We start from the raw sequence: 21,696 nt of genomic DNA, 5'->3' as shown, positions 1-21,696 counted from the left end.
TTTCTGGTAGAATGAGTGTTGGACATGTTCATCTGCTTTCTATGCTGAGTTGGGGAATTCTAGTATATCAGACGAACTTGTCTTTTTTCTTGCACTTCATTTTACAACGTGGGATTTTTAAAACAGCCCATTAATGACACTATAACAATAATTTGTATCAATTTCAGCACGCACACTTCAATCGACCATATTTTTCTTCTCCAATGCACCTTTGAATCATACTTATATATGCCTTATAGTTTAAATCAATACCAAACCAATGTTGATTGGCAATTAGTACAACTTCGTTATCGACACATTACAATTTTCGACTTTATGGCTTTATATTTAGATCAGGGAAATTGTCTAGTGCCCTCCCCTGATTTAGAAAATTTTGAATGTGGTTATTCTGACACTATTTTTTACCACTGTTTGTACAAAAATTCTTTAAAATACCAATTGCTGAAAGTTTTTTCTTCAATATCTGGTCTCGAAAAATATCCTTTAGATAGGTTTAAAAATAATATAGTAATTTATGATGATAAAATAGAATTGGAAAAGACTCACAACTTAATAAATAGTAATTTTTCAACAGAAGAGATAACGAAGCAACTAGTTGTTTCAAAAAAGATTTGAATCGAATCAACAAGTGAAAAATAAAAAATAGATCTCAGCCCATCTCCTAATTCTGAAACTGTAAACGCTTCTTCTGTGGTTGTCGGTGAAAATTTTAAAGCAATTTGTCTAAGGGCTCCCGCCATCTCAGAAGAATTAATAGTCAACTCTGCCTGAGAAAAACGTTTGTCTTCATGATATAGTTTCCACGATTTCTGGATTTCTTGGTTGATTTGGGTTAATGCTCCGCTTTCAGATAAAAAGGTATTATTCAACTCATCAATTTTGTTTGTAATTTCTTTTATCTCATCGTCGGTCCAATTTATACTATTTACCAGCCTACTTAACATACTACCTGAAGCATTTCCCAACTCCTTCTCAGGCGTTCTTGAAGCGGGTACATAAAGTACCCTAATTTTATTCAAATCCTTTCTAGGAGTACGGTGCTTATCTTCATCTTTAATAATATCTTCGGCAGATGAAATATAATAGATTTGAGTATCAATACTTCCTTCAACTGTTCCATCATCTTCCCAGGAAGATTCTAATCTGATTCGTAGAAAAGGTTTTGCATCACCTTGAGAAACTGTAAAGTGTTCGAAAAATGATGGAATGGCTGGACTGTAAGCAGTTCCATCCAGTTCATCAAACTCAAAAATAGTTTCTATAAAAAGGGTCCTACTATTTTCTCCAGGTCTTAATCCCTTTGGTAAATGAAAATCACTTTTCCGAATTATTCTATCATTTTGTTTATCCGAAAACAGCTTACTCAATGCTTGTAATACAGTAGTTTTTCCCGAACTATTATTTCCAATCAGTACAGTTTGATCGTTAAATCCAATAACTTGACTATCACCGAATGTTCTAAAATTATTAATAATTACTTTTGTTAATTTCATTTCTTCTCTCCATTAGCTGAAACTAATTCCCTCAACCGTTCCTGTCCAAACTTCATCATCTCTTCCTCTACCTTACTCCATTTTCCAAAGAGACACTCTTGTAACACTTCTGCTACGGAACCTTCATCTGATTCAGAATCATATATACAAGTTCTATCTCTTTGGTAAATTTGAATTCGTTCAAAGAGTTTCTCACTTTCTAACTCCCTCAAGTTATCCACCAAGTTCTCTACAATCCCATCATGGTGTTCTTTTGGTGTTGCTCTGGCCTGATTGGGATCGATGGCATAAAGTTCTTCGTAACGAATCAAGGTGCTGAGATAGGACAATTCTGGTTTGGTACCGATAATAGCTAAGGAAACTTGGTAGCCTTTTGATGCTAATAATTGAGCAGTCTGACGAGGAACTTTAGTGGTTCGCAAGGTTCCCTCAATCAGCAAGTGATAACCCTGCGTGCTGAGTTCATCAACCAACTGTTCTACCATTTTTCCTGCAAATCCCTTGGTATAGTCCACGCTGTCCTTGCCATACTCTTCTTGCAGGGCTAAGTAGTTGGGATGCTGAGAACGGTAGCTATCACCATCGATGATAATGATATTACCTTGAAATTCTTTTTGCTTGATACGATGAATAGTCGTCTTACCTGCCCCGCTTTGTCCTCCAAGCAAGATAGCTTTCGGTCGAGCTGGAATCGTCTTTCCTCTGGTTAAAGCCCGAATGGTTCGCTGCAAGGCCTTCTGAAAGTCAGCCTCACTAAATTCTTCCAACCTCATTAAGCCACCACCCGATGATGCACAATGTCTAACATCCGCTCAATACCATCCAAATAGCCATTGTAACGCTCAATTTCATCGAAGGTATCGACAAGGTAAATCTTTGTATTGATCAATTCAGCCAAATCATCACTCATCAAAATCCAAGGATTCGCTTCATCATCAAAAGCAATCTCTTGACTATCCTGGTATCTATAAAGCTGTGATAAAATGGCTGCTCCACGTTCTTTTATCACTTCTATTTTTAAAGTCAGTTGGTAATCTTCAACAGGTGTTAGCATCTTATCCTCCCCTACAATATCGACATAAGAGACGTTAAATTTCTGACAAATGCGGTCGATAAGCTCTGTTGATACGGTGCTGGTGCCATTTTCATAGCGACTCAGGCTATTGCGTGAAATCCCCACCATTTTCGCAAATTCTGGTTGTGTTAAATCGTGTGTTCGGCGTAGTGACTTGATATTGTCTCCAATCATAGATAAAGACCTCCTCATATTTGCTTTCATTATACCATAAAAAACGGATAACGCACCATATTTGGTGCATTATCCGTTTTTAGGTTTCTTCGATTGCTTAAACTGCTCTATTCGCTTCTCCAATTGTTCCGTGTTAAGTTTATTTTTCGCTTCTTGAATTGACTTATCAAGATTATGTTCCTCTGTGGTTGTAATGTTTCGAGACACTTCTACGTTCTTGCTAGACTTGAAACTTGGTTCAAAAACCACGTCTAGGAGTTGCTCTACTTTGGTTAGTTCAGTATCTGGCATCTCTGATAGTCGATGAATCAGTCGTTTAAATTGATTCTGATTCTGTGTTTTCTTTTGAAAGAATTTCATTACCTTCACCTTCTCCTTAAATTGTAAAAAGGTAGCCCGTAAAGGACTACCTGACTTATAAATCATCGATGGCTACTGAAATAGCCTGTAGCTTTTTATTTTGAATTTTCTTTTCATCAATCAATTGATGAAGTTCTTCAATTTGCTTCTGACAGGCGGAAATATCCTTATTGTTTTGTGCAATGGTATCTGCCAAGTGCTGTTTGTAGTCACTTGTGATATTTACTTTCTTCGGCTGACTTTGTTTAACGGTTGATGCGAGCGTTTGTACATCTTTTGATTCTGACTCCTTTTGTTGCTGTTCAAAAGCAGCCACATAATCTACTTCTTCAATTGGTTCTTCATCCTGTTTATGGAAAAGTGCTGCGATTTTAGCTCGTTCTTCATGGGACGATGTTGGTTTCACATCATCTAGTGGCTGATCAAAATTCCATGTTTTACTCATTCTATATCCTCATTTCTGTAATTTGGGTGTAGTGTGGTTTCTTTACCAAAGGCTTGCTCTAGTGCTTCATGAAATGACAACTGACTTGATTGTTGTCGTTTGATAAAGGTACTGTACATAGCTGTTTGTAGTTGGTCTCGATAGTGTTCCAATTTCTCCGTCTCACGTGAGACCTTTTCTTCTTGCCTAGCTACTTTTTCAGCCAGACGTTCAATCACACTCATAGGGTGTCCTCCTTGTCACATTCTAGATTATGATAGCGGACTTGATTTTGTTATCACATCAAAAGTGTGCTCTCGTTTAGGTGGAGGATGATCTCTAATGACTTTTGTTTGGGCTGACTGGATAAGATCTCTTAAAGATAATTCCTTTTGTCGTTTCACAATATCATTCCAATCTAACTTTGTTTCAAGTCCTTGCAATGGTGGTAAATCTTGAGAAAGCGGAAGTCCTTTATCTGACAGTTTCTGACAAAATTCTCTTCCTGCCTCATCGTTATCAACAGCCAATGTTAATGCATTTGAATGAGTTTGGAAGAAGGTTGTCGTCTCTTGTATTGCCTGAAGATAATGACTAAGTCTGCTTGGATTTACTGTATCTAGAAATGCCAATTTCCCCTGTTCCTCTGCTGCTAGACGCAAGGTCTGATAAGCAATCACAGAAAGTTTTAAACCTTCCATTGAAATCAGGCGAACATCGGATAATTGCTTTTGGTAAAGCTGATAATAACTCATCATATCGATAACTGATTCACAAAAAATGAGTCGCTTAGGATTCCCAATATCGAAACTAATACCGACATAGCCATGAGATCCTTTCATGATTTTTTTGAGATAACCTCGATCGTGTTTTTCTTCATTTTTGACGAGACCTTGAAGGCTTGCGGCCTGTAAGGTCCCGTTGTGGTCATAGCTTTTTAACACTAATACGGGCTCCGATTGATAAGTAGCGTGAGCAAGCAATCCTTGTCTGCCAAAGGTATTAATAGTCTGATCACTTAGGCCACGGACGACTTGCAAGTAAGTACGTGCTTGCTGAAAGGGTTCTTCATGCAAATAGTATTGAAATGGTTGATAAGTTTCTTCTATCAACTTAACTTGTTCAAAATCCCCAGTTTCAAGATAGGATACAGCCTCTTTGAAAGAAACACCTGTCACTAATTGAACAAAGTCAATTACATCTCCTTGTATATCTCTTGAAAACCATTTGAAAGTATTGGTATCGGCAAAAATCCGAAAGGAATCATGGTCTGGGTGTTCATAAATGTGTCCTGATAAACGTCTGAAGGAACAGCCCAGACTCTCAGCAACATCTAAAATGGCCTTTTGTTTTACTGCTTTAATTCGTGTCATCTTTCCTCCCTATCAAAAAAAGCAGAAGACTGTCTCCTGCTAGTTGTTCTCGCTTGTTGTAGTTCCTTGGATCGTTGGTATGCTGGAATTGGCTCCATCTGTTACTTCTTTCATGTCCTCCAGTTTCCCATTCCAAATGGTCAACTGATTAACTAGGAGCTTGTCGGAAACTTTGGAGTAGGATAACATAACTGTCTTGGTTTCTGTCTGAGTTGTTCGCTGTTGTTGCTCACTCAAATCAGAAACATAGGTCACTTGATAGGTAACTTCCGCAAGTGCAACATTGCTTTCTGTATTGACATAGATACTCGCTGATTCAAATCGGTAGTCAAGCATATAATCTTTATAAACTTGATTAATTGCTTTATTCTGATTTGCTTCCTCTTCTGAAAATGCCGAGTCCGTCATGTAGGGCTTGATACGAGCGTTATTTTCACCCAGCTGAACCTTGGTGAAATATTGAGTGAGAAATTCTTTGACAAGCTCATCTGATAGGACTGTCGCTCTTTCCTCCTGCTTTTCCTTTGACACAAGTTTATTGGCTTCTGCTCGTATTTGGTTTTCAGTTTGCTTTGAAACAGATTGAAAGCCAATCGTATAGCCAATCATGACCATAAAACTGACTGCGATTAAACCTCCGACTCCAATCAGAAATCGAGCTTTCACTTTATTTAACATGGCTTACTCCTTTATTAATGATAGCCTCATCATATCAAGATTAAGTTGGAAATTTTATCACAAGAAAATATGATTAACTACAAATTATGGTATACTAGTGATAATAAATTGTTATCGGTAGGAGAAATTAGTATGAGAATTTTATTTCTTGCTCAATTTGCACCAAATCATTTCGAATATATTGAACCAAAAAATGATATAGAAACTTTCTATGCTAAGACTTATCATCATAAAATTTATGAAGTGCTAACAAAAACAACTCATGAGATAATCACATCAAATAATGTTGATTATTTAATTAAAAATTATAAAGAAATTGATTTGGTTTGGTCGCTTTACAATAGGATTGGATTTAGAAATTCAGAAATTTTTGTCCAATCTTTATGTGAGTATTTAAAGGTACCATATATTGGTGCAACACCAAACATTAGGGCTTTAGTTGAAGACAAACATCTATCCAAAACTCTTGCTGAACATTTAGAAATTCCAACTGCTAATTGGCAGATTGCTAGTTGGGAATTTCCACTTGTTGATAATCCACCATTTCCTGGACCATACTTTATAAAGCCAAGATTTGGTAGTGGATCAGAGGGAATCGATGAATCATGTTACTGTGAAACTTGGGAGAGAGTCAAAGAAAAAGAGAAAGAATTTTATCTTGAGCAAATTGAAGTCATTGTAGAAGAATTTATTGACGGTAAGCTTTACGGTGTACCATTTATTAAGACAATTGATGGTGAATTTATTGTAGGTACTCCTCATTTTTCAACATCAGATAAAAAAGGAAATATTGTAACTACACACCAAAAAAGAAGAGCTGAAGGTGGAATGACAATAGAGTTAAGTAGAAATGATGATTTAAATAAAGAATTAATACTTATTGCTAAAAAATATTTCCAAGATATGCAACCCTCAGATTATGGCCGAATCGATTTTATTGTCGGAAAGGATAAGGAACCATATTTTTTAGAAGTTAATACTATGATGAATCTTGGTATTCATAGTGGTTCCGTACTAAGTTTCTTAAACAGTGGTTTTGAGACTTATGAAGATATTATTCTCACTCTATTACAAATCGGTATAGAACGAGTAAAATATCTAATAAAGTAAAAAATACCAGTTTACCCCCACAGTTGATTTGGTTGTAAACTGGTTATCTTTATTTAATAGCATAATTTTTCAGGAAACAATAGTTTTACATCATAATATCTATAGAAAAGATAGCCTGGGCAAAATAATTTTTTCCAGTCTAATTCAGTATATTTTTGACCATCCTCAATTTTTTGTAAATAGTGAAGCGCTAGCTCCTCAACATAATGATCATCGTTTCGAAATGGGCTGGTATCTAGAGTATCCAGATATTCAGATATATCTACATCGTTCATGTAGAAGTAGAGAAGTTGATTAATCTCAAAAAATCGCTTTGTTTGATAAACAGGAGATTTATCTACAAGAGATTTAACTTGAGAAAATAATTTATTTGCTTCTAAAGACGAAATTTTAGCTAAATAGAGTGTTAGATTAATTCTAGAGTAAATAAACGGGGTTTCCGAACCAGTTTCATCTTCTGATATCATATTAAAGTATGGTATAGGATTTTGATCTGTAAAATTCATTAAATATAAGGAAAAGTTATTATATAAATATTCATATCTACTATCCTTTAGTAATAATATTTGCTGTATTTCAGTTTCTAAATTTTGCAACTCTTCCCTAGCATTTTCTATTGTACTAAATTTCATTAAGAAGCAAATATAATTAGATAATGTTCGATTATAATTAATATCGTCTGTTCCTCTGAAAATCTTTAAAATGTTCTTATAGGCTCTCATCCCCTCTTCAAAAGGAAGATAAAATGCAATATTTCGTAATAAGTACGGATAATATTTAGAACCGACAAAGTTTTTATAGAAAAATTTTCCTATGCTATTAAGTATTTCTCGATATCCAGTGGAATTATTCCTGTTAATATAAGCAACGAATAAGTTTGACAATACCAAACATTGCTCATCTTCGTCTACCGAAGTCTCTAATAGATGTTGTAAAAGGTCAAGGTGGTCTGGCGTCCGCAATCGCTCTTTGACTAAAGCTTGTAGTAGTAGATAACTTCTTTCATTACTATATTGCGGATATTTCTGAAGTAGGTGAAAAACTTCATTGAAGTAGAAACGATTAAACAGTAGTCGGCCGATTGTTAAGAGCTCCGTTAAATTGTCTAATTCACAAGAAACTAATTGCAGCAAATAATCAGTATCTATTTCATCTCTCTGAAGTTTTAGGAGACCAAATAGAAAATATTTTTTCTTTGATAATTGCTTATTGGTATAACTAATTCCGTATTTACAAAGTTCTACAGATAATTCTTCTGTTTCGGAGATTGCATCAACAAGCGTATTTATAAGCAATGTTTCTTCAATTTGGTTTTGTGTAAAGGAAAAACCAGTATTAGCTAAAATCATCCTCCCCGAATCTAAACATTCTATAAATCCATCCTGTGATAGATGACGAATTAATCTCGAAGCGTCATAGTTCTCTTCACTTAGAGTTAATGTTTTTTGGAGATAAGTCCTATAAACTTTATCTAAGAATTTTAATGATAATGGACACCTTAATTGTGTTAGAGCACCTAAAACGATTTGTTCAAAGGTAGTCAATTCACGCTCGAAATCATATTTATTTATGCATGACATAATGGCATGTATACTAAAATTTGAAGCTGATATTTTAGACAAACTCTTTTCATCTAATTCGGCTTGATAGCTTTCGAAAAAATGGTATGTTTCTTGATTATCTGGACGTAAAAATTTCTGTTTCCACGTATATGGATTAGTAATTTCAGATTTTGAAAGGAACTTAATAACTTCATTTTTGTCTTTATTGGGAACCGCAACTATTAAGTCAACTTTATGCTGTATGAGTATTTTTAGGAAATCAATATTTCTCTCATCTAATTCTTCTATGATGAGAGCGACTCTTGGATTAATTTTATTTAGGTATTCAATAAGAGCTCGTTCTAGCTTATAGTCTTCGTAATGAATCGCATCTACGCTAAGTGTACTATCAATACAATCAATAATATTTACAATTGAAGAACCTATATTTGGAATAAAAGGGATGCTATCAAGTGGATATACCATTGCTTTGAGTATCGTCAAAATAACTTCTCGTTTAGGATAATTTGATATTCTTTTCTCAACTTCTTCAATTGTGATAGCATTAAAAATCTGTCTAAAAATTTGTTTTGCAATATTTTCGCTACCACTAATATAAAAAGTTGTTAATTCCTGGCTATTAAAAAACTTGGTTGTATATTTTAAAAAGTAACTTAGTCCGCTCTCATCATCAGACTGGAGTAAAATAATTCTCTTATCTACATTATTTAGAAGGTCTTCCGGAGTAATTTTTCGATTTACGTAGACTTCATTCATATGCAAATTCTCCTTCTCCTACCGATAACAATTTATTATCACTATACAAAGCACCAAAATCAGTCTATAATAGCGTCATTATCGTTAAAGGAGACTATCATGGATTATACTATTATTTCTAACTACTTGGATTATTGTAAAACTCATAAACGCTTGAGTACACACACCCTGCGGGCTTATAAAAACGATTTAATGCAATTTTACAATTCCAATTACGAATGTGTGATAAATTATATTGAAGGTTTGACACATTCAAACTTAAAGACTAGTACTTTACGGAGAAAAATCGCAAGTTTAAAAGTATTCTACAGCTATCTACAATCGAAAAATGTTATTATTGAAAATCCCTTTAATCAATTACGGTTTCAATTTCGAGCAGAAATAACTTTACCCAAGACAATTCCTCACGATAGTTTAAAAATCCTCTATACCTATCTACAAAAGAAGATTATCTCAGCCAAAACTATTTATCAAAAACAGAAAGCTGAAAGAAATTTGTTAATTGTCTCCCTATTACTTTCTACTGGCATTCGGATTTCTGAGCTGTGTCATATTCAAATCAAGGATATCAATCTAACGGAACAAACACTCCAAATTCTAGGAAAAGGTAAAAAAGAGCGTATGATTTTTATTGGGGATGAACGAACTTTTCAGTTATTAAAAGCTTATATCACTTGTTATTGCAATCATACAGACGATTATTTATTTCCCGGAAAATCCCTACAAAAACCACTGACAGAACAAAGTGTTCGTTTGCTTCTAAAAACAGCTAAAACACAAACCAGACTCACTACAACTATTACACCTCATATGTTTCGTCACAGCTTTGCTACGATGTTATTAGATAATGATGTCGATATTCGGTACATCCAGCAGATACTTGGACATAGTTCTATTTCGATTACTCAAATATATACACACGTATCACAATCAAGACAAAAAGAGATACTAAGTTCCTATAATCCAATTTCATCTATCTACACTTAATCAAAAACATCCGCCTCTTTCCAGCGAGCGTAAGCTTGACAGTATCCTGCAAATGCAGTCATGTCCATTTCGGTCAAAATTCCTATCTGTTCGAGAATTTTTCCCATCCGTTTCCACTCCTTCTTTGCATCATCTTCAAGCCACTGTGGGCAACGTGGGGCTTTTGAGACTGGTCTAACCTCCCCCTGTGGCAGAGGGCGTTTGCCTGGGTTTCCCTCTAAGAGCTTTAGAGGTGTTGGTTTTGGTTTGCGTCCTCTTTGTGCCACATACTCACCTCCTTTAGGACAAAAGAAATGGCCTCAATTTTGAAGCCTCATACCTATTATTAAAAAACATCTTCATACTTTGGCAGAGTCTCCTCAACGGTTTGTTGGAGTGCCGTCCCTGCTTGACCTCTAATAGCTGTATCAATCTGAGAATTGATAGTGTTCAAAGCCGTCTGTGTGTTCAAAACAATATCCTTGCCATCTTCCTTAAACTGTTTTTTGACCTTTTTATAATCACCACGAATCAAACTGGCTTGGACATGGGCAGCACGCTTTTGCAATGAGCGAATAAGCTCACGCAATTCCGCATCACTATCATCTTGTGTATAGTAACTAGTTAGTGTCGTCATCTTCTTCCCTCCTCAAACGCTGTAATTCTGTCTCAAGTTGGTCTTTTTCTATACGGAATTGACGCATTCCCTCTTGCTTTTCTTCCTCTAAGCTTTGAATTGATTGCCTATAGACCTGTTCTGATTCTTCTTCTAATCCTTGAATTTCCCGATAAAACTCACTGGCCACATCAGAATGAGCTTGATAGCGATTCAGAAGCAAGCTCATCTTTTTTCTCTCCTGTTCCAGTAAACGAGAGAGTCGACGGCGGCGGTCGCCTAAATCAATCGAGCGTTCTTCCAGTAGTCGCTTATGACGATAATAACTTTCTTCTTTTTCCATCAATTCACGTTCTTTTTGACGAATAGTAAGTGTTCGTTCTTCTATAGACTCTCGTGCCATGCGCTAAACTCTCCTGCTAATTCACCATCTAAAGCTTTCTTTGACTCAACAGCCTCATCTAGCTTGGTTTTTAAGGTGTCAAATGTCGTAGACAGTTTTTCCATCTTCTTGACTTTTTTCTGCGTATAATCATGAAAGTCACTAACAATCTCTTGGTGAGTCACACCATGAGAAGCAAAGATGTCTCTGACTTCCCAAGCTGATAGCTCAGAATAGATGGAAAAATCAACCTTTGACCAGATCGCTTCGACCTCTGCATCTGCCTTAGTCTTGAGAGCGGTCATCTCATCCAAACCCGCCTTAGCCGCATCAGCCATGGATTTACCAACCACATAACTTTGAGCAACATCAAGGAAAAGTTCTTCATCAGAATTAATACCTCCACCAGACCATTGGGTTTGTAAAATGCGGAACGATACTATACCTCCAGCCGATGAAAGTAGATGCTTGTAGGCATTAGATGTTAAGTATTCGCTACCGACAACATTACCTTTACTATCTACAATTTGCCCCTTTTCATTGATAGGGTAGGCGTCTAACCCATGTAATTGCAGGATAATCTCAAATCTATCTCTTGGATCTAATGAGTATAATTTTTGTAGTAATCCCAATTTATTCTTAATTGTTACGTTCCGTGAAATCTCTAACTCATCTGTGCCAAATATTTCATTAAAATAAGCACCAGCATTACCAATAACATCGTACCTAATTCGGTAATTATTATACATTTGATTATTAGCTTTTACCCACTCTATCGCCGCCTCAGACATCACTCTAATAGGATCGGGGCCATTAAAAGTAGTTGCAGGAACTCTGTTTTCTGCACCTATGACTAAAGCAATATAGGCACCCAAAGAATGGCCAGTAGTCGTTAACAAAGCATCGGGGTACTGTTTTTTGATATCATCATAAAATTTTTGAGCGGATATCAATTGGCTATCTGTGAACCTTGGAAGTTCTCCTTGTTGCACATTTCCTTGAACTAAAGTATCCTTACTCCCAAAGATAACCGTTTGAATATCCGTGTCAACATCCCTAATATCTGCGAAATTCGTCCCAGTATAAGCAATAACAATCTGGCTAGTATCAGCCTTTCCATTAACATACGGAGCAACTGCCATGGCCTGCATCCCATTATCGTTTGTAATATTGACATCGTTGTTATTGTCTTGAACGGAGAGAACTTTATACTGTTGCCCTGTAACTGGGTCAGTTAACAAATCCTTCTTAACAACGGGCTCTTCATCATTTGATTGTGCCTTACTTGGCTCGACATTATAGACTTGACCTGCCAAATAATTGTAACTACTGTCTGTTATAGTTATAGTCATACTATTCCTCATCTCTATGATTTGAATGAATAACTGTTGTTCCAGTAATAGACACTGTCAGTATTTCATCTATTCTATCCATAATTCTTAATTTTGATTTAGTCTCAGACTTTTCTATTAAGGTAAAGCTATCTAAATTATATCTTATACCTCTAATATTTTCTAAACCTTTTAAATCCGAAAAAGAAAAACTCATTCGATTACTTCCATTAACCACAACTGTCGTTCCCCACATGCCAGTTTCTAAAGAATGGCCCCAACCTTGAAACTCAATCGTTTCAACATCTTCATAATCACTTACAATTAATTTGGCAATCTGAACTTCTAATTGGTATTGCTGCTCCTCCTTAGAAAGTTGATTATCTCCATTCAAACTAAAAAACATCACTAATCCTCCCACTACTAAAATACTAGCTACAATACTAATCAGTCGTTTCATCTGATAGACCTCCTTGTACATCTATTATACATTATTTTTAAAGTGTAGTAATAATTTTTAAGTCCTTATTACTCTCTATGTTTCTGTTAACATACTCATCGTCAATAAATGCTTACGTGTCATAAGAGCCTCCTATACACTATTTACACTGAATTGAGAGCATTATCTTAGTTTTTTATTTAATTAAAAAACTTCGTAGATTATTCTTGCCGAATCACTCGCTCAATCTCCTCAATCATTGAATAGGCTTCATCAAAGGTCAAAGTCTGTCCATCACGCAATACCGTCACGTTGCCATTTCCTGTTGATGCTATATAACGTTTGACAATGACATCCACAAACTTTTCATCTAGCTCAATGCCGTAACAACCCCTTCCAGTTTGGTCTGCGGCAATTAGGGTCGAACCAGAACCAAGTAATGGATCAAGAACAATTGTCCCACGCATGGATGAGTTTTGAATAGGATAAGCCATGAGCGGAATTGGTTTTATTGTTGGGTGGTCTTTACTAGATTTTGGACGGTCATATTCCCAACATGAAAGTCACTAACAATTTCTTGGTGAGTCACACCATGTGAAGCAAAGATGTCTCTGACTTCCCAAGTTGATAGCTCAGAGTAGATAGAAAAATCAACCTTTGACCATATCGTTCCGACCTCTGCATCTGCCTTAGTCTTGAGAGCGGTCATCTCATCCAAACCTGACTTAGCCGCTTCAGCCATGGACGCCCCAAGAATATAGCCTTGACCGGCGTCCAAGAAAATTTCGCCTGAAGCAGTGCCTAATAATGACGATTGCGAAGCAAATTCTTTTAGTTGTGCCATACTACTTGATGCTGTCAATACAGTCTGATATTGCGTTGATGCTAAAAAACGATTATTAACAACATTACCATCCCTATCTACAATTCGACCATACTCGTTAAAATCATATGCACTTAGACTGTGCCAATAAAAACCACCTTCTAAGATGCTATCAAAACTAATCTTCCTTAATCTTTTAGCTTTTAAATTGATAGAAATTCCAAGATTATCTGTCTTAAAGTGCTTATCTCCATAAGCACCAATATTACCTACGACATCCCATTCAATGCGATAGTTAGTGTATAGATTTCGATTTTCCTCGACCCACTTTATCGCAGAATCTGACATCCCCCTAACAGGGTCTGGTCCATTAAAAGCTATTGATGGAATCTGGTTTTCAGCTGCTACAATAATAGCTAAATAAGCCCCTAATGAATGACCTGTAGTAGTCAAATTCGCTTCTGGATACTTCTTTCGGATGTCTTCATAAAATTTTTGAGCAGTTTTTAATTGCGAATCTGTTTGGGTTTGAGGAAGACGAACTGTCTGGGTCGTCCCAGGAACACGAACAGTCTCATAATCTGTTTTTAGCGTCGTGGTATTGCCTCCAGCAATCATTTGAACATCTGTATCGATATCTTTCGAATCCTTAATATTAGTCCCCGCATAAGCAATAACAATTTGACTGGTGTCCACAATAAGTTTACCTTCGACATCGTATCCCTTCACAGGTGCTACTGCCATAGCCTGCATACCGTTATCGGTGGGATTCAACGAATTTCCCTCAGCCTGCAAAACTACAAACCTCTGACCGCTAGATAAAAATGTGTCATCAATTTTCAGTTGTTTCTCTAGCTCAGGATATTTCACTGGGTCTAAGTCATATACTTTTTTGAAATATTATTGTAATTTTTCTCGGTAATCATTATGAATCTCCATCAATATAATTAACATCAACTCTATTAGCTATAGAACTACTACTCCTGTCCACAAATTTTGCACCATGTTCATAGAAAGTTATCACATAGTCATCATCTCCATAATCTCCAAAAGATACCATAATAACCATTTCTGAATTAACTTCCATCAACACATCCGTAAAACCAGTCTTAGAATCTTTTTCAGCACTCAAAAAATCTATCTTCCTAATATTTTCATAGTGCTCAGTTAAATACTGTGCAATGTTCTCTTGCTCCTGTCGAAACAATTTAGCCTCGTATTCTTCTTTTGTTTCTTCATTCATATTAAAAAACATCATTAATCCTCCCAATACTAAAATACCTATGATAACCATCAATAAACGCTTACGTGTCATAAAAACCTCCTTTACTCTATTGTACACTATTTCTCTAGTATTGAGAGGGTTTTCTTAATGTTTGTTTAAATAAAAACATACATACTTTTGGAACGAAACTCAAACATTATAATCGATAAGTATATTCCACATATCGATCAGTCGTCTTGGTCTTTCTATCGTGACAGGGTTTACAAAGAGCTTGCCAGTTGGTTTGATTCCAAAAGAGTTCTTGGTCACCTCTGTGAGGTGTGATATGGTCAACCACTATTGCCTTGGTCAATCGACCTTTGACTTTACATTGAACACAGAGTGGATGAACTTTTAAGTAACGAAGTCGTGCTTTGTTCCACTGGGTATTGTATCCTTTAGCTTTGGTTGACTTGGTATCCAGTTGATAGTTTGCTTTATGGTTCTCACAATACTTCTGTCCATACGGTACTAGGTTAGGACAACCATTTTGTTTACAAGGTGTGCTTGGTCTACTTGGCATTTTTCCTCCAAAGAAAAAGCACAATTATTCTAGGTAATTGTGCTTTACTAATCTATTTATTGCCCTACAAAATAACGTCCATTCTCTTGGAAAATTATTATCCCCCGAGCAATTGTAGGTTCTTCCATTCATGACAAACGATACATTCCACTGAGTACCATCTAAAATCTCCATCTCATTTGAATAGTATTCATTCCATTCAGACAGTTTCACACGTTTTAATTGATTTAAGAAGAAAAATAATCGGATATTGGAGATTGTTATTATCTCGGCTTCTGTCTCAGGAAATTTTTGGATACTTACCAATTTTTCTTCTACGTTAATGTCAATTGAAATCATCGGCAACATGAAACTAAATAGTGATACGGTTATAGAAGATACTTGAGGATTGGGCATATGAACACTCCTTTTCTCTCTCAATTATATCACTATTTCTCCCAAGGAAGATAGTCTTTCGTGAAATGCCCAAAGCAAGTTGTCTTGGTGTAGTCTACATTCAAGAGATGAAGTTCCTTAATGATACCTCGTGGTGTTAAATCATACCGCTCACGAATCATTCCTTCCAGTTGTTTTGCTGTGTAGCGACTGGTTCCAAAGGTTTCTACATTTACTGACACAGGTATTGCAACTCCAATGGCATAGGCTAATTGTACTTCACATCGTTTCGCATACCCTTCTCGAACAATGTCCTTAGCAATCTTTCGTGCCATGTATGTAGCTGAGCGGTCAACCTTGCTTGGGTCTTTTCCAGAGAAGGCACCTCCACCATGATGTGCGAAACCGCCGTAGGTATCCGCCACAATCTTTCTACCAGTAACTCCTGCATCCGCAAATGAACCACCAAGTACGAAACGACCAGTTGGATTGACTAGAACTTTGAAATCTAGATTCTGACGGTAACGAAGTGCTACTGCCATCATTGCCTCTGTCACAATTCGTTTCACTTTATCCAAGTCAGCCGAGTTTGCTTTGCCTGAAGGGAAACTCTACTTATCGCCTGTTCTTGATGGCTATAATAGTGAGATTATTGCTTTTACCCTGTCTCGGTCACCTGACTTGAAGCAGGTTCAAACCATGCTTGCGAAGGCTTTTCCAGCAGATTTATACAGTGGGACTATTCTCCACAGCGATCAAGGTTGGCAATACCAGCACCAGTCTTACCATTACTTTTTGGAAACAAAAGGCATTCGACCATCCATATCCCGCAAAGGGAATAGCCCAGATAATGGGATGATGGAGTCTTTCTTTGGCATTCTCAAATCTGAAATGTTTTATGGACTCGAGACATCTTATCAATCACTTGATGAGCTTGAAGAAGCTATTACAGATTATATTTTTTACTACAACAACAAACGAATAAAAGCAAAATTAAAAGGACTTAGTCCTGTCCAATACAGAACTAAATCCTTTCAATAATTATTTGTCCAATTTTTTGGGGTCAGTACAAATCAGGTAGCCCTATTTGTATTCCGTAATTCTACTTTTCACGAGGTTGGTCATAAGTCCAAGCACTAGCAGAATATTAAAAATAATAAAAAATCCTGTAAAACTCCAAACTCCATTAGTTGCTAAATCTTCTGAATAGAGGTATCTCTCAGTAAAGAAGAGGTAAATTCCATAGATTTCTATAAAGACTAATCCACTGATGAGTCCGATAAGAAACAAAGCACCTGAAACTTTCACAATCCGATAAAGGACAAACAACATCAGTCCTATTGCTGCGATAATCAAAAGGCTTTGTAGAATTTGCTCCAACATCTTACACCTCTTTCTAGGCTAATTGCTTGCGATAGTAGTCAGCCTGTCTCTTGTCTAAATCATCAAGTTGGGCAACCAAATCAAGGTATTCTGCCTTCGTCACCTCATCTAAGTTTGGAAAATCATTCTCACGACTTGTGATGATGAGTTCCAGGTGTCCAGTAATTTCACGCTTTGAAAAACTGTAATCAAAGGTCTCATCTTCATACTGTTCCTTCAAAGTTTGGTAGTTTGCCCTATCTTCTGAACTCGTAAAGCCTTGTGTCAGCCTTTCTTCTAGTTGATAACGCATTTCTTCTACTGTTTGGCCCATGATCTATTCTCCTTATGTGATTTCTTGACTTCATTTTACCGCGTTCAAAATTATTTGTCAGCCTTTTTTCTTATATCTCGAGTGCTAGTTGTTGCTTCTTTTGGGGTGTTGTATCTTCACTAAACTTGGCCAAAGCCGCATCTATCTCCTCTATCTCTGCTTCTGTTTCAACCAAGGGAGCCAAAACATCATACTTAGCCTTTACAAGTTGATAATCTTCTTCCTTGGGAAAGACTTTTTCAACTTCTACTTTGGCTACTTGTAGCTTATCTTTTAAATCCTTTACCAGCTCTTGTGTCTTTTCTTGGTCATCTATAATATGGTCAATGGCATTACTAATCCGTTGAATGGTTCCCACGTCTGATTTCAAATCAAGGGCGACAGTATACTGGTTATCACCTACAATCGTTAAAGTAACGGTCTCTGGTAAAGGCTCACTAGGACCACGTGTTGTCATTTTCAAATCAAATCCTCTAAAGCTGGCAAGTGTTTTGACTTCCTTGGTCTCTGAGCGGTTATAGGTGATGAGTTTACGCAGATAGTCCCCAGCTTCAGCACGATTATCCATTGCTTGATTGTCAAATTGCATGACAAAATCTTGCGACTTTGTTGCCAAAGATTGGGCAATATCTTTATCATATTGACTCAACCGTTTTTCCATGATAGGGAGGTGCTTCTCGCTATAGGAAATGGTATGGCGATACTCGTCTTTGGAGCGATTAAAGGCTCGTTTTTGATTTTCTAAAACTGTCAGTTCATTTTCCAATTCCATTTTGAGCTTAAGGTAGGGATTACCAGTAGCCAAAGCCTTAAAGTCTGAGGCGGTCATTGTTTGTTCATCAATGTCTTCAGCTGATCTCACAGGATCTTTTGAGGTCATTATCTGGGTGATATACTTTAGCTTATTCTCCTGTGTCTGCCAGAGATAATTGTCGAAGCTCCCTTTAGTAATATAGTGATAAATATCTACTTCCTGGTGCATGTTTCCCTGACGAATCAATCTACCATTTCGCTGGACAATATCAGAGGGACGCCATGGAACATCTAAGTGGTGAACAGCTTTCATGCGTGATTGTACGTTTAGACCCGTTCCACCTTTTTCAGTCGAAGCCATGAGAATCCGTACTTCCCCACTATTGACATTTCGTGAGAGAGAGTTTTTCTTCTCATCGGTATTGGCATCATGGACAAAGGCAATTTCTTCTTTTGGAATCCCTCGATCAACCAGCAAAGCTTTCAGTTCATTGTAGACATCAAAGCCTTCTTCCTTACTTTTAGGGGTTCCAATATCAGAGAAAATCATCTGAGTGGCTTTGTATTCTGCTCCTTCACGGTAAATCCGCTCGACATTATCGACTACTTGAAGGATTTTCTGATTATCCGATAAGGAGTAAGCAGGGTCAATCAACCGCATATCAATAGCTAGTTTTCTGGCTTCCCCGGTTATCTTTAACATATTATCTCTACTTGGATCGACACTACCTGACTTGATAGCGTCTGAACGCTCTACCAGTTCTTCTAAATAGTATTTCTGAGCTTGCGTTAACTCGCTTTCCACCGCAATAATTTTAGCTTCAGGTACAGGTAAATCAAGCATGTCTGAAGTCTGAATATCTGCTGTTTCCTTGTAAATTCGCATGAGTTCAGGAAGGTTGACAAATTTCTTGAACCGTTTCTTGGGTTGGTACTTATCTCCTGTCGGGGCTAGTTCCATGGAGTTTTCAATATTCCCAAAAGCCCCAACCCAGGAGTCAAAATTGGATACCTGGTATCGCTCTAAAACATCAGGTTGAATGTAATTCATCATGGTGAAAAGTTCACTAATAGAGTTAGAAACTGGCGTTCCTGTCGCAAAAACGACATTTCTATCTCCATGTTCTGCCTGAACCTGTCTCACCTTCATCTCCATGTCTACGTTCTTTTTTGAAGTAGTATTGGTGATTCCCGCGACATTCCCAAGTCCAGTGATTGGACGGATATTCTTGAAGTGATGAGCCTCATCCACAAAAAGAAAATCAATTCCAAGATTTTCAAATTCAATAAAGGTATCTCGCTCTAGTTTTTGGAGTTCTTCCAACTGGTGTTCCAATCCCTTAATCGAACGTTCCGCTTCTTTCACCGTATAATCACTGTCACTTCCTAGCTTGATTTCTCGGAGTTGCTCAAGTTTGTCATTGATATAGGTGACCTGTTTTTCACGACTCATCGGTATCTTCTCAAATTGTGAATCCCCAATGACAATGGCATCATAGTCCCCTGTAATAATACGGGACACAAACTGCTTGCGTTTGGCTTTGGCAAAGTCTTTCTTAGTGGTCACATAGACTTTCTTGGTTGGGAAGAACTTCATAATTTCTTGACCAAACTGTGCAGTCAAACTAGAAGGAACCACATAGAGAGGTTTATGCACCATCCCTAATTCTTTCAACTTGAAGCCAGCTCCAAGCATGGTCAAGGTTTTTCCAGACCCTACCTCGTGGGCTAGTAGAGCACGTTTTTCCTCGACAATTCGTTGAATGGCATTCTTTTGGTGAGGACGTAAGGAAATATTCTGAGCAAGTCCATCAATGGTTAAATGGCTACCGTCATAGGTCTTTGATACCGTACGATTATAGAGACTGTTATAGGTATCTTCAATCATCTGTTGAACTTCTGGATACTTTGCTACAAAACCTTGAAAGAGTTCTTGTAGGTGTGTTTCCTTGGCACGTAGGACCGTTGTTTTCTCTACATCCGTCACATTCTTTTTCTTATCTCCTTCAACAACTTGTTTTGTGATCGTTGGTTGATTGGAATTCAGGAGATTTTCAAAGATTTTTCGACCACTATCATAGCGTGAAGCAGGGACACCTAAACTCCTATCCGTTGCGTTGGAATAGGTGTAGGCAAACTTAGATTGGTAAGTGATAGCCCCGTCAATGGGACTGACCTCAAGGACTGTTGCTACTTCTTGGTCTGACAGTTCATAGGCTTTCCCCATAAAGGTTTCTTGGGCAAATTTTCCAGAAACAGCCAGAGGAATCCAGCGTGAACCGATTCGATAATCAATGTCTGCCAAAGTAATGCGTGCTGGTTTGACTGTTTCTAGAAGTCCTACATAATGCGGCCAGTTAAAGTCCTGATTGTCTTGTTTGACAAATAGGTCCACCACTTCTAACTTGGTAACGACATCCCCTGACAGAAAGTCTTGGCGAGAAACATAGGTCAATTCTCCATTCAAATACTTCTCAGGATCAGGCATAATGAGGTCACCTAATTCCTCAATCAAGGTCATCTTCGATTCAACCTGATAGATAGACATCATATAATCGAAATCAACACCACGTCCGTCAGCCAAGCTCGAATTTAAGGCATCAAGGGCAGTATGTACCTTTTTAACCTCTTTTTCAGGACGCACTAGAGCCTTCTCAAAGGCAAGGGATTTAGTATAGATAACAGACTTTCCACTTGGATCCAGACTTTCATCTTCCAAACTAGCAAGAAGCGAATACTTATCATCACTATCAAAAAGATTGCGGTTCACTGCACTGTTCAAATACCCATAGTGTTTGACAAAGCTATCATAGGTACGATTGAGTTTGCCTAACAAGTGGTTAAAGGTCTCCTTATCATAGTCATAATAGCGTTGAATGGCAATAACTTCTTGGTAGGCATTGCGAATATCGACCATTCCTTTGATTCGTGCCACTTCTTTATCAGACAATGGAGCTTCATAGAAAACTGTCTTTTTATAATATCCCTTAAACTGACCACGTTTTGCTGCATCATCGGTCACATAGACATCCAGAGCAGTGTTATCAGTCACTTCTAAGGCTTTAAAGCGATCAATCTGCTTTTGGGAATGTTTGGTGTCCCATGCTTTGAAGTTGCCCTCTTCATCGACATAGTAACTGATTTCTTCCGTCTTGGTTCCGACTCGAATGCCTTTGTTATCTCGATAGTAAACTGTAGAACCCTGATAACCAAAACTGTACTGACCTAGATTCTCCCTCATTTCAGCTGGAATGGAGGTATCAATGACTTGTTTGGTCAACACATCTGGGTTAATGATGACCTCATTTCTATCAATCTCTCTTGGGGCTTTTACTTGATGTATAGCTGCTTCAACACTTGCAATGAAGTTTTCACTAGTCCCCTTAACAGAAAGTGTTCCGCCGTTAAAATTTCTAACCTCGTAGGTTCCTAGCACTTGGCTATTGTGGTTCTGTTGCAAAGTTTTAAATCTACTATCAAATAAGGTAGAATAATAGAAAAAGATAGCAGGAGGAATGACGAT

Annotated in this window: 20 protein-coding genes and 7 pseudogenes; 4 read left to right on the top strand and 23 right to left on the bottom strand. The window is 37.2% G+C overall.

The genetic code is table 11. The annotated features are described in order from the left end of the window. Positions 1–228: 228 nt before the first annotated feature. A pseudogene (locus tag ACHBID_RS10785) lies at positions 229–615 on the top strand (ATP-binding protein); the annotation flags it as partial. Here ACHBID_RS10785 and ACHBID_RS10780 read toward each other — a convergent pair. The 8 genes and pseudogenes from ACHBID_RS10780 to ACHBID_RS10745 all read right to left on the bottom strand — a co-directional run. Further along, positions 615–1,493 (bottom strand): annotated as a pseudogene (locus tag ACHBID_RS10780) (AAA family ATPase); the annotation flags it as partial. The pseudogenes ACHBID_RS10785 and ACHBID_RS10780 overlap by 1 nt on opposite strands. After that, positions 1,490–2,266: a type II toxin-antitoxin system toxin PezT gene (pezT, locus tag ACHBID_RS10775; RefSeq protein WP_226317879.1), complete on the bottom strand. Its 777-nt coding sequence runs from the start codon at positions 2,264–2,266 to the stop codon at positions 1,490–1,492. The gene pezT and the pseudogene ACHBID_RS10780, both read right to left, overlap by 4 nt. After that, positions 2,266–2,742: a type II toxin-antitoxin system antitoxin PezA gene (gene pezA, locus ACHBID_RS10770; RefSeq protein ID WP_226317878.1), complete on the bottom strand. Its 477-nt coding sequence runs from the start codon at positions 2,740–2,742 to the stop codon at positions 2,266–2,268. Before pezA ends, pezT begins: the two co-directional genes overlap by 1 nt. 69 nt (positions 2,743–2,811) lie before the next feature. After that, on the bottom strand, positions 2,812–3,102 hold the full coding sequence (locus ACHBID_RS10765) for a hypothetical protein (protein ID WP_170243364.1): 291 nt from the start codon (positions 3,100–3,102) through the stop codon (positions 2,812–2,814). Positions 3,103–3,157: 55 nt separating this feature from the next. Then, on the bottom strand, positions 3,158–3,547 hold the full coding sequence (locus ACHBID_RS10760; protein ID WP_172079945.1) for a DUF5945 family protein: 390 nt from the start codon (positions 3,545–3,547) through the stop codon (positions 3,158–3,160). Continuing rightward, positions 3,544–3,771, bottom strand: a complete 228-nt coding sequence (locus ACHBID_RS10755) for a DUF5965 family protein (protein ID WP_044980195.1) — start codon at positions 3,769–3,771, stop codon at positions 3,544–3,546. The genes ACHBID_RS10760 and ACHBID_RS10755 overlap by 4 nt, the downstream gene beginning before the upstream one ends. Before the next feature lie 27 nt (positions 3,772–3,798). Further along, complete coding sequence (locus tag ACHBID_RS10750; protein ID WP_000196860.1) at positions 3,799–4,899, bottom strand: toprim domain-containing protein; 1,101 nt, start codon at positions 4,897–4,899, stop codon at positions 3,799–3,801. Between the two features lie 39 nt (positions 4,900–4,938). After that, positions 4,939–5,577: a peptidylprolyl isomerase gene (locus ACHBID_RS10745; protein ID WP_394732328.1), complete on the bottom strand. Its 639-nt coding sequence runs from the start codon at positions 5,575–5,577 to the stop codon at positions 4,939–4,941. 132 nt (positions 5,578–5,709) lie between these two features. On the opposite strand from ACHBID_RS10745, the gene ACHBID_RS10740 reads away from it, so the two are divergent. After that, positions 5,710–6,687: an ATP-grasp domain-containing protein gene (locus ACHBID_RS10740; RefSeq protein WP_394732327.1), complete on the top strand. Its 978-nt coding sequence runs from the start codon at positions 5,710–5,712 to the stop codon at positions 6,685–6,687. A 53-nt stretch (positions 6,688–6,740) separates the two neighbouring features. On the opposite strand, the gene ACHBID_RS10735 is transcribed toward ACHBID_RS10740, so the two are convergent. After that, a complete protein-coding gene (locus ACHBID_RS10735; RefSeq protein ID WP_394732326.1) occupies positions 6,741–9,005 on the bottom strand; it encodes a hypothetical protein in 2,265 nt (754 codons plus the stop codon). Between the two features lie 99 nt (positions 9,006–9,104). On the opposite strand from ACHBID_RS10735, the gene ACHBID_RS10730 reads away from it, so the two are divergent. Continuing rightward, a complete protein-coding gene (locus ACHBID_RS10730; RefSeq protein ID WP_394732324.1) occupies positions 9,105–9,992 on the top strand; it encodes a tyrosine-type recombinase/integrase in 888 nt (295 codons plus the stop codon). A gap of 2 nt (positions 9,993–9,994) precedes the next feature. Here the strand turns inward: ACHBID_RS10730 and ACHBID_RS10725 are convergent. The 11 genes and pseudogenes from ACHBID_RS10725 to ACHBID_RS10675 all read right to left on the bottom strand — a co-directional run. Next, positions 9,995–10,258, bottom strand: a pseudogene (locus tag ACHBID_RS10725) (P27 family phage terminase small subunit); the annotation flags it as partial. 59 nt (positions 10,259–10,317) lie between these two features. Continuing rightward, positions 10,318–10,608: a hypothetical protein gene (locus tag ACHBID_RS10720; protein WP_254369394.1), complete on the bottom strand. Its 291-nt coding sequence runs from the start codon at positions 10,606–10,608 to the stop codon at positions 10,318–10,320. Beyond that, positions 10,592–10,990, bottom strand: a complete 399-nt coding sequence (locus ACHBID_RS10715) for a hypothetical protein (protein WP_394732322.1) — start codon at positions 10,988–10,990, stop codon at positions 10,592–10,594. The genes ACHBID_RS10720 and ACHBID_RS10715 overlap by 17 nt, the downstream gene beginning before the upstream one ends. Next, a complete protein-coding gene (locus ACHBID_RS10710; protein WP_394732320.1) occupies positions 10,972–12,321 on the bottom strand; it encodes a hypothetical protein in 1,350 nt (449 codons plus the stop codon). Before ACHBID_RS10710 ends, ACHBID_RS10715 begins: the two co-directional genes overlap by 19 nt. A gap of 1 nt (position 12,322) precedes the next feature. Then, positions 12,323–12,760, bottom strand: a complete 438-nt coding sequence (locus tag ACHBID_RS10705) for a membrane protein (protein WP_044693296.1) — start codon at positions 12,758–12,760, stop codon at positions 12,323–12,325. 200 nt (positions 12,761–12,960) lie between these two features. After that, positions 12,961–13,293: pseudogene (locus tag ACHBID_RS10700) on the bottom strand (DNA methyltransferase); the annotation flags it as partial. Then, positions 13,248–14,432, bottom strand: a complete 1,185-nt coding sequence (locus ACHBID_RS10695; RefSeq protein WP_394732317.1) for a hypothetical protein — start codon at positions 14,430–14,432, stop codon at positions 13,248–13,250. The gene ACHBID_RS10695 and the pseudogene ACHBID_RS10700, both read right to left, overlap by 46 nt. A 55-nt stretch (positions 14,433–14,487) precedes the next feature. Beyond that, the gene (locus tag ACHBID_RS10690) at positions 14,488–14,877 is read right to left on the bottom strand and encodes a hypothetical protein (RefSeq protein ID WP_062897135.1); all 390 of its coding nucleotides are present in this window, start codon (positions 14,875–14,877) and stop codon (positions 14,488–14,490) included. A 106-nt stretch (positions 14,878–14,983) separates the two neighbouring features. Further along, positions 14,984–15,349 carry an HNH endonuclease signature motif containing protein gene (locus ACHBID_RS10685; RefSeq protein WP_394732316.1) on the bottom strand — a complete coding sequence of 122 codons (366 nt, stop codon included), beginning with the start codon at positions 15,347–15,349 and terminating at the stop codon, positions 14,984–14,986. A 24-nt stretch (positions 15,350–15,373) separates the two neighbouring features. After that, the gene (locus ACHBID_RS10680; RefSeq protein WP_394732315.1) at positions 15,374–15,745 is read right to left on the bottom strand and encodes a hypothetical protein; all 372 of its coding nucleotides are present in this window, start codon (positions 15,743–15,745) and stop codon (positions 15,374–15,376) included. A gap of 32 nt (positions 15,746–15,777) precedes the next feature. Next, a pseudogene (locus tag ACHBID_RS10675) lies at positions 15,778–16,311 on the bottom strand (methionine adenosyltransferase domain-containing protein); the annotation flags it as partial. Here ACHBID_RS10675 and ACHBID_RS10670 point away from each other — a divergent pair. Further along, positions 16,310–16,765, top strand: a pseudogene (locus ACHBID_RS10670) (IS3 family transposase); the annotation flags it as partial. The pseudogenes ACHBID_RS10675 and ACHBID_RS10670 sit on opposite strands and share 2 nt — an antisense overlap. 42 nt (positions 16,766–16,807) lie before the next feature. Here the strand turns inward: ACHBID_RS10670 and ACHBID_RS10665 are convergent. From ACHBID_RS10665 to ACHBID_RS10655, 3 genes and pseudogenes are all read right to left on the bottom strand, one after another. Further along, entirely contained in the window at positions 16,808–17,107 is a 300-nt protein-coding gene (locus tag ACHBID_RS10665) for a DUF5966 family protein (protein WP_394732313.1), read from the bottom strand. A 13-nt stretch (positions 17,108–17,120) separates the two neighbouring features. Then, positions 17,121–17,420 carry a DUF5962 family protein gene (locus ACHBID_RS10660; RefSeq protein WP_394732311.1) on the bottom strand — a complete coding sequence of 100 codons (300 nt, stop codon included), beginning with the start codon at positions 17,418–17,420 and terminating at the stop codon, positions 17,121–17,123. Positions 17,421–17,490: 70 nt separating this feature from the next. Next, positions 17,491–21,621: pseudogene (locus ACHBID_RS10655) on the bottom strand (SNF2-related protein); the annotation flags it as partial. Positions 21,622–21,696: the final 75 nt, after the last annotated feature.

The organism is Streptococcus sp. A25 (assembly GCF_043674095.1).
Taxonomy (GTDB): Bacteria; Bacillota; Bacilli; order Lactobacillales; family Streptococcaceae; genus Streptococcus; species Streptococcus suis_V.
Note: the sequence above shows the minus strand (reverse complement) of the source record. Positions and strands in the feature narration are given on the sequence as shown.

Coding starts and splice junctions, on each gene's coding strand:
- pezT (WP_226317879.1), bottom strand. CDS start 2,266: ATGAGGTTGGAAGAATTTAGTGAGGCTGACTTTCAGAAGGCCTTGCAG.
- pezA (WP_226317878.1), bottom strand. CDS start 2,742: ATGATTGGAGACAATATCAAGTCACTACGCCGAACACACGATTTAACA.
- ACHBID_RS10765 (WP_170243364.1), bottom strand. CDS start 3,102: ATGAAATTCTTTCAAAAGAAAACACAGAATCAGAATCAATTTAAACGA.
- ACHBID_RS10760 (WP_172079945.1), bottom strand. CDS start 3,547: ATGAGTAAAACATGGAATTTTGATCAGCCACTAGATGATGTGAAACCA.
- ACHBID_RS10755 (WP_044980195.1), bottom strand. CDS start 3,771: ATGAGTGTGATTGAACGTCTGGCTGAAAAAGTAGCTAGGCAAGAAGAA.
- ACHBID_RS10750 (WP_000196860.1), bottom strand. CDS start 4,899: ATGACACGAATTAAAGCAGTAAAACAAAAGGCCATTTTAGATGTTGCT.
- ACHBID_RS10745 (WP_394732328.1), bottom strand. CDS start 5,577: ATGTTAAATAAAGTGAAAGCTCGATTTCTGATTGGAGTCGGAGGTTTA.
- ACHBID_RS10740 (WP_394732327.1), top strand. CDS start 5,710: ATGAGAATTTTATTTCTTGCTCAATTTGCACCAAATCATTTCGAATAT.
- ACHBID_RS10735 (WP_394732326.1), bottom strand. CDS start 9,005: ATGAATGAAGTCTACGTAAATCGAAAAATTACTCCGGAAGACCTTCTA.
- ACHBID_RS10730 (WP_394732324.1), top strand. CDS start 9,105: ATGGATTATACTATTATTTCTAACTACTTGGATTATTGTAAAACTCAT.
- ACHBID_RS10720 (WP_254369394.1), bottom strand. CDS start 10,608: ATGACGACACTAACTAGTTACTATACACAAGATGATAGTGATGCGGAA.
- ACHBID_RS10715 (WP_394732322.1), bottom strand. CDS start 10,990: ATGGCACGAGAGTCTATAGAAGAACGAACACTTACTATTCGTCAAAAA.
- ACHBID_RS10710 (WP_394732320.1), bottom strand. CDS start 12,321: ATGACTATAACTATAACAGACAGTAGTTACAATTATTTGGCAGGTCAA.
- ACHBID_RS10705 (WP_044693296.1), bottom strand. CDS start 12,760: ATGAAACGACTGATTAGTATTGTAGCTAGTATTTTAGTAGTGGGAGGA.
- ACHBID_RS10690 (WP_062897135.1), bottom strand. CDS start 14,877: ATGACACGTAAGCGTTTATTGATGGTTATCATAGGTATTTTAGTATTG.
- ACHBID_RS10685 (WP_394732316.1), bottom strand. CDS start 15,349: ATGCCAAGTAGACCAAGCACACCTTGTAAACAAAATGGTTGTCCTAAC.
- ACHBID_RS10680 (WP_394732315.1), bottom strand. CDS start 15,745: ATGCCCAATCCTCAAGTATCTTCTATAACCGTATCACTATTTAGTTTC.
- ACHBID_RS10665 (WP_394732313.1), bottom strand. CDS start 17,107: ATGTTGGAGCAAATTCTACAAAGCCTTTTGATTATCGCAGCAATAGGA.
- ACHBID_RS10660 (WP_394732311.1), bottom strand. CDS start 17,420: ATGGGCCAAACAGTAGAAGAAATGCGTTATCAACTAGAAGAAAGGCTG.